The sequence below is a fragment of the Mycobacterium intracellulare ATCC 13950 genome, from assembly GCF_000277125.1.
GTDB classification, from domain to species: Bacteria; Actinomycetota; Actinomycetes; order Mycobacteriales; family Mycobacteriaceae; genus Mycobacterium; species Mycobacterium intracellulare.
In genome coordinates, this window is the sequence record NC_016946.1 from 1,040,831 (window position 1) to 1,052,768 (window position 11,938).

Below are 11,938 nucleotides of genomic sequence, written 5' to 3' on the forward strand. Positions count from 1 at the left end.
CTACCCGCAGTCGCGCGCCATCAGGTCGGCGACGGTCTCGCGGCGAACCAGTTCGCGGGCCCGGCCATCCTTGACGGCCACCAGCGACGGCCTGCCGACCATGTTGTAGTTGGACGCCATGCTGTGGTGGTAGGCGCCGGTGCACGCCACGGCCAGCAGGTCGCCGGGGCGCAGATCCGCGGGCAACTCGATGTCGCGGGCGATCTCGTCGCCCGATTCACAGTGCCGGCCGGCCACGGTGACGGTCTGCTTGAGCCCCAGCGGATGCCGGTTGGCCAGCGCGACGGCGTACTGCGCGCCGTACAGCGCCACCCGCGGGTTGTCGCTCATGCCGCCGTCGACGGCGACGAAGGTGCGACCGCCGAATTGCGTCTTCACCGAGCGCACCCGATACAGGGTCACGCCGGCGCGGCCGCTGATGGCCCGGCCCGGTTCCACCACGATCTGCGGGCGGGGGAACTGCTCGGCGGCGCAGGCCTCGTCGAGGGCGTCCTCGATCGCCGCGGCCAGCTCGTCGAGATCCAGCTCGCGGTCGCCGGGAACGTACGGGATCGCATGTCCGCCACCGATGTTCAGCTCGGTGAGGATGACGCCGTGCCGGGCCCGGATGTCGGCCATCGCGGCGATCATCCGCCGAATGGCCTCGCCGTACAGGGCGGCGTCGCTGACCTGCGAGCCGATGTGGCAGTGCAGGCCGACCAGGTCGAGGATGGGGTGCGCCAGCACGCGGGCCACCGCGTCGGCGGCGTGGTCGCCGGCGAGCGTGAAGCCGAACTTCTGGTCGCTGACGCCGGTGGTGACGGCGCGGTGCCCGTGGATGTCGATGTCGGGCGTCACCCGGATGAGCACCCGCTGGCGCCGCCGCGCCAGGCCGGCGAGGTAGGCGATCTCCATGCAGGAGTCCAGCACGATGCGCCCCACCCCGGCGCGCACGGCGTCGCGCAGCTCGTCGGGCGATTTCGCGTTGCCGTGCATGACGATGCGGGCCGGGTCGACGCCGCCGGCCAGGGCCGTGGCCAGTTCACCGGCCGAGCAGACGTCGACGCCGAGGCCCTCGTCGCGGGCCCAGCCTGCCACCGCGGTGCTCAGCAGCGACTTGCCGGCGTAGACGACCTCGACCCCGCGTAGGGTCCGGCGGTAGCGGCGCGCGCGATGCCGGAAGTCGGCTTCGTCGATCACGTAGGCCGGGGTGTTGAACTCGTCGGCGATATCGGCCAGCGCCACACCGCCGACGCACAGCCTGCCCTCCTCGTCGGGATGGGCGGTGAGGGGCCAGATCGCCGGGTCGAAGCGCGGCGAAGCCGCGTGGCCGAGCGACGGCAGAATGTCCAGCAATGTCATGAATCCAACGTGCGCCCGCGGGCGCACGCGTAGAGCTTTCTTGACGATCCCTTGACGACGCCGAGCCCGATATTGACGCGGATCGGCGTGTCCGGCGGTCCCCCGCCCGGCGACGGCGAGCGCCGCGTCGGCGGGAGGAAGGAGCCGGGCAAGCCGCCCTAGAATGGAATTCATCATGACCGCACCGGGGGCTGCTCGCCCAGAAACCCCGATCGCGGGGCTCGTTGAATTGGCGCTCACCGCGCCGACCTTCCAGCAGCTGATCGACAGCGCGGCCGCGTCGCCGGCCGAATTGCACCTGGTGGGTCCAGCCAGCGCACGGTTGTTCGTGGCCAGCGCGCTGGCGCGGTTGGGTCCTTTGCTGGTAGTCACCGCGACCGGGCGCGAAGCCGACGACCTGACCGCTGAACTGCGCGGCGTCTTCGGCGATGCCGTCGCGGTCTTCCCGTCCTGGGAGACGCTGCCGCACGAGCGGCTCTCGCCCGGCGTCGACACCGTCGGCGCCCGCCTGACCGTGCTGCGGCGCCTGGCCCACCCCGACGACGCGCGGCTGGGCCCTCCCCTTCAGGTCGTGGTCACCGCGGCCCGCTCGCTGCTGCAGCCGATGACACCGCAGCTCGGCCTGATCGAGCCGGTCACATTGAGCGTCGGTGCGGAAGTCGAATTCGAGGGCGTGATCGCCCGGCTGGTCGAACTGGCCTACACCCGGGTCGACATGGTGGGCCGGCGCGGCGAGTTCGCCGTGCGCGGCGGGATTCTCGACGTCTTCCCGCCGACGGCCGAGCACCCGGTGCGCATCGAGTTCTGGGGTGACGAGGTCAGCGAGATGCGCATGTTCTCCGTCGCCGATCAGCGTTCGATCCCGGAGATCGAGGTCGACACCCTGATCGCGGTGCCCTGCCGCGAGCTGCTGCTCACGGAGGAGGTGCGGCAACGGGCCGCCGAGCTGTCCGCGCGGCACCCGGCGACCGAGCCCGCGATCACCGGCAGCGTCACCGACATGCTGGCCAAGCTCGCCGAGGGCATCGCGGTCGACGGCATGGAGGCCCTGCTGCCCGTGCTGCGGCCCGGCGAGCACGTGCTGCTGACCGACCAACTGGCGCAGGGCACCCCGATCCTGTTGTGCGACCCCGAGAAGATCCGCACCCGCGCCGCCGACCTGATCAAGACCGGCAGCGAATTCCTCGAAGCCTCGTGGTCGGCGGCCGCCATGGGCACGGACGCCCCCGTCGATGTCGCGCAATTCGGCGGATCGGGATTCGCCGAGCTGGATGACGTGCGGGCCGCGGCCGCCAAAGGCGGGCATCCGTGGTGGACGTTGAGCCAGTTGTCCGACGAGTCGGCCGTCGAGCTGGACATCCGGGCGGCGCCCTCGGCGCGCGGCCATCAGCACGACATCGACGGCATCTTCGCGATGCTGCGCGCGCACGTCACCACCGGCGGCTACGCCGTCGTCGTCGCCCCCGGCGCCGGCACCGCGCACCGCGTGGTGGAACGGCTCGCCGAATGCGACACCCCGGCCGCCATGCTGGAATCCGGGGCCGCAGGCCAAGTTCGACCTAAAAAGGGGATAGTCGGCGTGCTCAAGGGCCCGCTGCACGACGGCGTCATCATCCCCGGCGCCACGCTGGTGGTGATCACCGAGACCGACCTCACGGGGAGCCGGGTCGCCGCCGTCGAGGGCAAGCGCCTGGCGGCCAAGCGGCGCAACACCGTTGACCCGTTGGCGCTGACCGCCGGTGATCTCGTTGTGCACGATCAGCACGGCATCGGCCGGTTCGTCGAGATGGTCGAGCGCACCGTCGGCGGCGCCCGGCGCGAGTATTTGGTGCTGGAGTACGCGTCCAGCAAGAACCGTGGTGGCGCGGCCAAAAATACAGACAAGCTTTATGTCCCAATGGATTCGCTGGATCAGCTGTCGCGGTACGTCGGCGGGCAGGCGCCGGCGCTGAGCAAGCTCGGCGGCAGCGACTGGGCGAACACCAAGACGAAGGCGCGCCGCGCGGTGCGCGAGATCGCCGGCGAGCTGGTGTCCCTGTACGCCAAGCGGCAGGCCAGCCCCGGGCACGCGTTCGGCCCGGACACCCCGTGGCAGGCCGAGATGGAAGACGCGTTCGGGTACACCGAGACCGTCGACCAGCTGACCGCGATCACCGAGGTCAAGGGGGACATGGAAAAGCCGATCCCCATGGACCGGGTGATCTGTGGCGACGTGGGCTACGGCAAGACCGAGATCGCGGTGCGGGCGGCGTTCAAGGCGGTCCAGGACGGCAAGCAGGTGGCCGTGCTGGTGCCCACCACGCTGCTGGCAGACCAGCACCTGCAGACCTTCACCGACCGGATGACCGGGTTCCCGGTGACCGTCAAGGGCCTGTCCCGGTTCACCGACCCCGCGGAGTCCAAGGCCGTGATCGAGGGCCTGGCCGACGGGTCGGTGGACGTGGTGATCGGCACGCACCGGCTGTTGCAGACCGGGGTGCGCTGGAAGGACCTCGGCCTCGTCGTCGTCGACGAGGAGCAGCGGTTCGGCGTCGAGCACAAGGAGCACATCAAGTCGCTGCGCACCCACGTCGACGTGCTGACCATGAGCGCCACCCCGATCCCGCGCACGCTGGAGATGAGCCTGGCCGGGATCCGCGAGATGTCGACGATCCTGACCCCGCCCGAGGAGCGCTACCCGGTGCTGACCTACGTCGGCCCGCACGACGACAAGCAGGTCGCGGCCGCCTTGCGCCGCGAGCTGCTGCGCGACGGGCAGGTCTTCTACGTGCACAACCGGGTCAGCTCCATCGACCGGACGGCGGCGAAGATCCGGGAGCTGGTGCCCGAGGCGCGGGTGGTCGTCGCGCACGGGCAGATGCCCGAAGAACGGCTGGAACGCACGGTGCAGGGGTTCTGGAACCGCGAATACGACATCCTGGTGTGCACCACGATCGTGGAGACCGGGCTGGACATCTCCAACGCCAACACGCTGATCGTCGAGCGCGCCGACACCTTCGGCCTGTCGCAGCTGCACCAGCTGCGCGGCCGGGTCGGTCGCAGCCGGGAGCGCGGCTACGCCTACTTCCTGTATCCGCCGCATGCGCCGCTGACCGAGACCGCCTACGACCGGCTGGCCACCATCGCGCAGAACAACGAGCTCGGCGCGGGCATGGCTGTCGCGATGAAGGACCTCGAGATCCGCGGCGCCGGAAACGTGTTGGGCGTCGAGCAGTCCGGGCACGTCGCCGGCGTCGGCTTCGACCTGTACGTCCGCCTGGTGGGCGAGGCCGTGGAGGCCTACCGCGCGGCTGCCGACGGCCACACCGTCACGACGGCCGAGGAGCCGAAGGACGTGCGCATCGACCTGCCGGTCGATGCGCACCTGCCGCCGGACTACATCGCCAGCGACCGGCTGCGGCTCGAGGCGTACCGCCGGCTGGCCGCGGCGGCCTCCGACGGCGAGATCGACGCGGTCGTGGAGGAACTCGTCGACCGCTACGGCGCGCTGCCCGAGCCGGCCCTGCGGCTGGTGGCGGTGGCCCGGCTGCGGCTGCTGTGCCGCGCCGCGGGCATCACCGAGGTGTCGGCGCCCTCGGCGACCACCGTGCGGCTCTCGCCGATGACGCTGCCGGATTCGGCGCAGGTGCGGCTCAAGCGGATGTATCCGGCGGCGGGCTACCGCGCCACGACCTCCACCGTGCAGGTTCCCATCCCGCGCGCCGGCGGCGTCGGCGCGCCGCGGCTGCGCGATGTCGAGCTGGTGCAGATGGTGGCCAACCTGGTGACGGCATTGCAGGGCAAGGCGCAGACGGATATTGGTATAACGAGTTCACCTGCGGCGATGACGAGTGAGGGGCGCTAAATGATCCGCGCCGGCGACGATGCAGAGCGCAGCGATGAGGAGGAGCGGCGCCAATGATCGTCGTGTTGTTCGACCCCCGCCGCCCTTCGCTGGTCCCCATCGAAGCCATCGAGCATCTCGCCGGTGAGGTGCAGTACACCGAGGAGATGCCCGTCGCGGTGCCCTGGTCGTTGTCGGCGGCGCGTCCGGTGCACTCCGGTGCGGACGCGCCGGTGCTGCTGTCGTCCGACCCCGACCACCCGGCCGTGACCGCCCGCCTGGCGGCCGGGGCCCGGCTGATCTCGGCGCCCGAGACGCCGCGCGGCGAACGGCTGGTCGACGCCGTGGCCATGATGGACAAACTGCGCACCGCCGGGCCGTGGGAGAGTGAGCAAACCCACGATTCGCTGCGCAGGTTTTTGTTGGAGGAAACCTACGAGCTGCTGGACGCGGTGGGCAGCGGCAACGCCGACCAGCTGCGCGACGAGCTCGGCGACGTGCTGCTGCAAGTCCTCTTCCACGCCCGCATCGCCGAGGAGGCGCCGCAGTCCGCCTTCACCATCGATGACGTCGCCGCAGCCCTGATGCGCAAGCTGGGCAACCGGGTCCCGGGAGTTCTTGCCGGGCAATCGATTTCGCTCGAAGAGCAGTTGGCCCAGTGGGAAGAGCGCAAGGCGTCCGAAAAGCCGCGCAAGTCGGTGATGGACGACGTGCACACGGGGCAGCCCGCGCTGGCGCTCGCCCAGAAGGTGATTCAGCGCGCCGGCAAAGCCGGTGTGCCCGCCGACCTGATCCCCGACGAAATCACCTCGATCCGCGTGTCGGCCGATGTCGATGCCGAAAGCGCTCTGCGCACAGCGGTTCTGGACTTCGTCGACACGGTTCGCGGTGCGGAACGGGCGATCGCCACGGCGCGCCGCGGGGGAGACGTCCCCGACGAGTTCGACGTGGCCCCGCTCGGTGAAGTCTCCGAACAGGAGTGGCGCGAGCACTGGCCGACGGGTGACTCGGCCCCCAAGGGGGCCGCCACCGACGCCGTTGCCGACGAGGCCTGAGCGCGCGACGACGCCTCGCAGGCGGGCGCGCCACGGATATTTCCCGCCCGCCGTCATCGGAGAGAGCGATCGCAGCGGTGTTTGCCGGATTTGTCCTCGGCCCGTCGGTAATATCGCGGATGAGGTTGCGAATCCCCGTGGTCGGCGTTGGTCTGACCGCGCTAGCCAAGGCGGCCAGTAGCTAATCGGTAATTAGCTGAACCCGGCACGACGCCGGTGCGCCGAGGCCCGACGCGACCGAGCGGTCCCCGAACGCATGGGACGATGGTGTGGCGGAAGTTGGTGCAGGCGAGTTTAGGGGAGCTCAGGAAAGCATGGTGTCGCCGAGGCGTTGGATGCGCGCGGCCGCCGTGATCGGCGCGACCGCGATCGTTCTGGCCTCCAGTTGCACGTGGCAACTCAGCCTGTTCATCCCCGACGGCGTGCCGCCCCCCGCGGGTGACCCGGTGCCGCCGGTGGACACGCACGCCAGCGGTCGGCCCGCGGAACAGTTGCGCGACTGGGCCCAACCACGGTCGGCGGCCTTGGAGATCCCGCTGATCGCGCTCGAGGCCTACGCGTACGCGGCCCGGGTCGCCGAAGTCGAGAACCCGAAGTGCCACATCGCCTGGACCACGCTGGCGGGCATCGGACAGGTCGAGAGCCACCACGGCACCTACCGCGGCGCCACGCTGGCCCCCAACGGGGATGTCAGCCCGCCGATCCGCGGCGTCCGACTCGACGGCAGCGGCGGGACGCTGCGCATCGTCGACACCGACGAGGACCTCACCGACGGCGACGGCGTGACGCGTGCCATGGGGCCGATGCAGTTCATCCCCGAGACGTGGCGGCTCTATGGTGTCGACGCTCACAACGACGGCCGCGTCAGCCCCGACAACATCGACGACGCCGCGCTCGCCGCGGCGGGCTACCTGTGTTGGCGCGGAAAGGATCTCGCGACGCCGCGGGGCTGGATCACCGCGCTGCGGGCCTACAACAATTCCGGGGTCTACGCGCGGGCGGTCCGGGATTGGGCGACCGCTTACGCGAAAGGTCACCCGCTATAGCAGGATGTATCGCTGACCCAGGCCTTACGCGAACAAGGAGAACCCCAGTGCCGATTATCGAGCAGGTCGGGGCCCGCGAGATCCTCGATTCCCGCGGCAACCCGACAGTCGAGGTCGAGATTGCCCTGATCGACGGGACCTTTGCCCGCGCGGCGGTGCCGTCGGGCGCGTCGACGGGTGAGCACGAGGCCGTCGAGTTGCGCGACGGTGGCGAGCGCTATGCCGGCAAGGGTGTGCAGAAGGCCGTGCAGGCGGTGCTGGACGAGATCGGCCCGGCGGTGATCGGCCTCAACGCCGACGATCAGCGGCTGGTCGACCAGGCGCTGCTGGACCTGGACGGCACGCCCGACAAGTCGAGGCTGGGCGGCAACGCGATCCTGGGTGTGTCGCTGGCCGTGGCCAAGGCGGCCGCCGATTCCGCCGAGTTGCCGCTTTTCCGCTACCTCGGCGGCCCGAACGCGCACATCCTGCCGGTGCCGATGATGAACATCCTCAACGGCGGCGCGCACGCCGACACCGCCGTCGACATCCAGGAGTTCATGGTGGCGCCGATCGGTGCGCCCAGCTTCGCCGAGGCGCTGCGCTGGGGCGCCGAGGTGTATCACTCGCTGAAATCGGTGCTCAAGAAGCAGGGCTTGAGCACGGGCCTGGGCGACGAGGGCGGCTTCGCCCCCGACGTGGCGGGCACCACCGCGGCACTGGACCTGATCAGCCGGGCCATCGACTCGGCCGGCTTCAAACTCGGCGCCGACGTGGCGCTGGCCCTCGACGCGGCGGCCACCGAGTTCTTCACCGACGGGACGGGTTACAAATTCGAGGGCAGCACCCGCACCGCGGAGCAGATGACCGAGTTCTACGCCGGGCTGCTCGGGTCTTATCCGCTGGTGTCCATCGAAGACCCACTGTCGGAAGACGATTGGGATGGCTGGGTAGCCCTGACCGCGGCCATCGGTGACCGGCTGCAGATCGTCGGCGACGACATCTTCGTCACCAATCCCGAACGCCTGGAAGAGGGTATCGACAAGGGTGTGGCAAACGCGTTGCTGGTCAAGGTGAATCAGATCGGCACGCTGACCGAGACGCTCGACGCCGTCGCGCTGGCCCATCACAGCGGCTACCGCACGATGATGAGCCATCGCAGCGGCGAGACCGAGGACACCACGATCGCCGACCTGGCGGTGGCGGTCGGCAGCGGGCAGATCAAGACCGGTGCGCCCGCCCGCAGCGAGCGCGTCGCCAAATACAACCAGCTGCTGCGGATCGAGGAGGCGCTCGGCGATGCCGCCCGCTACGCCGGCGATCTCGCCTTCCCGCGGTATACGCCGCCGGAGGCCAAATAGCTTGCCCGGCAAGCCGGATCCGAAGCGGCGTTCCCCGGCATCGCGCCCGGGGAAGGCCGGCGCTTCGGTTCGGCGCCCTCGGTCGGCCAAGCCGTCGTCGAAGCCGTCCGCGCGGACATCGCCCACGGCGAACCACGGCGGCCGCAACGCCACGCAGCAAGAGCATGTCGTCGAACCCATCGCCCGGCAGGCCGCCGAATCGGTTGAGCAGCGCTCCGAGCAACGGCTCGGGTTCACCGCGCGGCGCGCGGCGGTGCTGGCCGCGGTGATCTGCGTGCTGACGCTGACGATCGCCGGACCGGTGCGCACCTATTTCGCGCAGCGCACCGAGATGAATCAGCTGGCCGCCAGCGAGGCGGCGCTGCGCCGTCAGATCGCGGATTTGGAGCAGCGAAAGACCAAACTCGGTGACCCGGCCTACATTGCGGCGCAGGCCCGCGAGCGGCTCGGCTTCGTGAAGCCCGGCGACATCCCGTTCCAGGTTCAGCTTCCCCCGTCGGCGGCCGAGCCGACCCAGCCGGGGGCCCCGTCGGCGAAACCGGTCAACAACGACCCGTGGTACACGTCGCTGTGGCACACCATCGCCGACGCCCCGCACCTGCCGCCGGCCGCGCCGCCTCCCGCGCCGCCGCCCGCCGAAGCCCCGGCCCCGCCGGCCGAACCGGGTCCGTCCGCGCCGAACCCCCCCGGTCCCGGTGGTTGATCGTGCCGACCTGGACGCGGTGGCCCGCCAGCTCGGGCGGGAACCGCGCGGGGTGCTCGAAATCGCCTACCGGTGTCCCAACGGCGAACCCGGCGTGGTGAAGACCGCGCCGAAATTGCCTGACGGAACGCCGTTTCCGACGCTGTACTACCTGACACATCCGGCGCTGACGGCGGCGGCGAGCAGGCTCGAGACGACGGGATTGATGCGCGAGATGACCGAGCGACTGGGCCGCGACGCCGACCTGGCGGCAGCGTACCGGCGCGCGCACGAGTCCTATCTGGCCGAGCGTGACGCGATCGAATCGTTGGGGACGACCTTCACCGGCGGCGGGATGCCCGACCGGGTCAAGTGCTTGCACGTGCTGATTGCGCATTCGCTGGCCAAGGGGCCGGGCGTGAATCCGTTCGGCGACGAGGCGCTGGCGATCCTGGCCGGCGAGCCCGCGATGGCGGGCATTTTGGTGGAGGGCCAATGGTGAACGGCGGGCTCGCGGGAATCGACTGCGGTACCAACTCGATTCGCTTGTTGATCGCCGATGTTGTAGGGCCGGGGCGGCTGCGTGACGTGCATCGGGAGACGCGGATCGTGCGGCTCGGTCAGGGTGTCGACGCGACCGGCGAGTTCGCGGCCGAGGCCATAGCCCGCACCCGGGCGGCGTTGGCGGACTACGCCGCCCTGCTGAAAACGCATGGGGTGGAGCGGGTGCGGATGGTGGCGACCTCGGCGGCCCGCGATGTCGCCAACCGCGACGACTTCTTCGCGATGACGGCCGACGTGTTGGGCGCGGTGCTGCCCGGTGCGGTGGCCGAGGTGATCAGCGGCGCCGAGGAGGCCGAGCTGTCGTTCCGCGGCGCGGTCGGCGAATTGGACGGTGGGGCCGGACCTTTCGTCGTCGTCGACCTCGGTGGGGGCTCCACCGAAATCGTCGTGGGGGGCGAGGCGGTGGCGGCCAGCTACTCGGCCGACATCGGCTGCGTCCGGCTGACCGAGCGTTGCCTGCATTCGGACCCGCCGACGCCCGCGGAAGTGGCGGCGGCCCGGCAGGTGGTGCGCGAGCGGCTCGAGGTCGCGCTGGGCGTGGTGCCCGTCGAGGGCGCGCGGACGTGGGTCGGATTGGCCGGGACGATGACCACGCTGTCCGCGCTGGCGCACGACTTGCCGGCGTATGACTCTGCGGCCATTCATCTTTCACGCGTCGCCGGTGCGGATCTGTTGGCGGTGTGTGAACGGCTGATCGGGATGACGCGCGCCGAGCGCGCGGCGCTGCCGCCGATGCACGCGGGGCGGGCCGACGTGATCGGCGGTGGTGCGATCGTGGTGGAGGAGTTGGCCCGCGAGTTGCGCGCCCGTGCGGGCATCGAGGAGTTGACGGTGAGCGAGCACGACATTTTGGACGGCATCGTGCTGTCGATCGCCGAATAGGCCGGGTTTAGTCACACCCGCCACATGCGCCCCTCCGGAGGAGGACATGTCGATTGCCCACCTCCGAGCGACAACTTTGGCGGTGTCGTACCCCTGTGCGACCGTCCGGGAATGAACCATGCAGTCAAAGGCATCGAGCTGCGTTACGTGCTCACGATGCAGCTGGCCGTTCACGGGCCGGCAACCATCGCCGAACTGATCGAAGCCTTGAACTGGCACCGCTTCTCGGTGCGCGGCAGGCCGTCGAAGGCGATTTCGGACGCGCTGCGATGGGAGATCGGTCGTGGGCGGGTACGGCGACTAGGGCGAGGAAGGTACGGCCCCGGCTACCTGCCGCGCAGCACCGAGCATCGAATCCATCAGCGCGTGCTGGCGTTGCGCGAGGCCGCGGGTTGTCGCTCGGAGGTGGGCAATTGACATGTCCTCCTCCGGAGGGACGCGTGTGGCGGATGGGACTATGTCGACGACCGCGGGCGTCATACCTCGAAGCGATAGCCCATGCCCGACTCGGTCAGCAAATGCTTGGGGTTCGACGGGTCGTCTTCGAGCTTGCGGCGCAGCTGCGCGAGATACACTCGCAGGTAATGGGTTTCGGTGGCATAGGCCGGGCCCCACACCTCCTTGAGTAGCTCCTCGCGGCCGACCAACTTGCCGCGATTGCGCACGAGTACCTCGAGCATTCCCCACTCGGTGGGGGTGAGATGGACCTCGCCGCCGTTCTTGCTGACCTTCTTGGCGGCCAAATCGACGGTGAACGATTCTGTTTCGATCACCGGCTGCTCGACTTCGGATGCTGCGGTGTTGCGGCGGACCGCCGCGCGCAGCCGGGCCAGGAACTCGTCCATCCCAAAGGGTTTGGTGACGTAATCGTCGGCGCCGGCGTCCAGCGCCTCCACTTTGTCCGACGAGTCGGTGCGCGCGGACAACACGATCACCGGTGCGGTGAGCCATCCGCGCAGACCCGCCAGGACGTCGATCCCGGAGATGTCGGGCAGGCCGAGGTCGAGGATCACCACGTCGGGCTTGTGCTCGGCGGCGGCGCGCAGCGCGCCCGCGCCGCTCGACGCGGTGACCACCTCATAGCCCCGCACGGACAGGTTGATGCGCAGCGCGCGCAGTATCTGCGGCTCGTCGTCGATCACCAATACGCGGGTCATGTGCGCCGCTCCTCCTCATCGCTGCGCTCTGCATCGTCGCCGGCGCGC

At 70.0% G+C, this 11,938-nt stretch carries 10 protein-coding genes; 8 read left to right on the plus strand and 2 right to left on the minus strand.

The window, feature by feature from the left end:
- Window positions 1-1,341: a diaminopimelate decarboxylase gene (lysA, locus tag OCU_RS30150; protein WP_014379335.1), complete on the minus strand. Its 1,341-nt coding sequence runs from the start codon at window positions 1,339-1,341 to the stop codon at window positions 1-3.
- 175 nt (window positions 1,342-1,516) lie between these two features.
- On the opposite strand from lysA, the gene mfd reads away from it, so the two are divergent.
- The 8 genes from mfd to OCU_RS30190 all read left to right on the plus strand — a co-directional run bounded on the left by mfd (window position 1,517) and on the right by OCU_RS30190 (window position 11,150).
- Window positions 1,517-5,185, plus strand: coding sequence for a transcription-repair coupling factor (gene mfd, locus OCU_RS30155; protein WP_162130885.1), 3,669 nt, complete (start codon window positions 1,517-1,519; stop codon window positions 5,183-5,185).
- 53 nt (window positions 5,186-5,238) lie between these two features.
- Window positions 5,239-6,219, plus strand: coding sequence for a nucleoside triphosphate pyrophosphohydrolase (locus OCU_RS30160; protein WP_014379338.1), 981 nt, complete (start codon window positions 5,239-5,241; stop codon window positions 6,217-6,219).
- A gap of 317 nt (window positions 6,220-6,536) precedes the next feature.
- The gene (locus tag OCU_RS30165) at window positions 6,537-7,265 is read left to right on the plus strand and encodes a lytic transglycosylase domain-containing protein (protein WP_008254220.1); all 729 of its coding nucleotides are present in this window, start codon (window positions 6,537-6,539) and stop codon (window positions 7,263-7,265) included.
- A 47-nt stretch (window positions 7,266-7,312) separates the two neighbouring features.
- Window positions 7,313-8,605 carry a phosphopyruvate hydratase gene (gene eno / locus OCU_RS30170; RefSeq protein ID WP_014379340.1) on the plus strand — a complete coding sequence of 431 codons (1,293 nt, stop codon included), beginning with the start codon at window positions 7,313-7,315 and terminating at the stop codon, window positions 8,603-8,605.
- Window position 8,606: 1 nt separating this feature from the next.
- Entirely contained in the window at window positions 8,607-9,308 is a 702-nt protein-coding gene (locus OCU_RS30175; protein ID WP_014379341.1) for an FtsB family cell division protein, read from the plus strand.
- A complete protein-coding gene (locus OCU_RS30180; protein WP_009954138.1) occupies window positions 9,301-9,789 on the plus strand; it encodes a DUF501 domain-containing protein in 489 nt (162 codons plus the stop codon). Before OCU_RS30175 ends, OCU_RS30180 begins: the two co-directional genes overlap by 8 nt.
- Window positions 9,783-10,733 (plus strand): Ppx/GppA phosphatase family protein, encoded by a 951-nt coding sequence (locus OCU_RS30185; RefSeq protein WP_041787031.1) that lies wholly within the window; start codon window positions 9,783-9,785, stop codon window positions 10,731-10,733. The genes OCU_RS30180 and OCU_RS30185 overlap by 7 nt, the downstream gene beginning before the upstream one ends.
- 111 nt (window positions 10,734-10,844) lie before the next feature.
- On the plus strand, window positions 10,845-11,150 hold the full coding sequence (locus OCU_RS30190) for a hypothetical protein (protein ID WP_014379343.1): 306 nt from the start codon (window positions 10,845-10,847) through the stop codon (window positions 11,148-11,150).
- A gap of 59 nt (window positions 11,151-11,209) precedes the next feature.
- On the opposite strand, the gene OCU_RS30195 is transcribed toward OCU_RS30190, so the two are convergent.
- Window positions 11,210-11,890 (minus strand): response regulator, encoded by a 681-nt coding sequence (locus tag OCU_RS30195; RefSeq protein WP_009954135.1) that lies wholly within the window; start codon window positions 11,888-11,890, stop codon window positions 11,210-11,212.
- Between the last annotated feature and the right edge of the window lie 48 nt (window positions 11,891-11,938).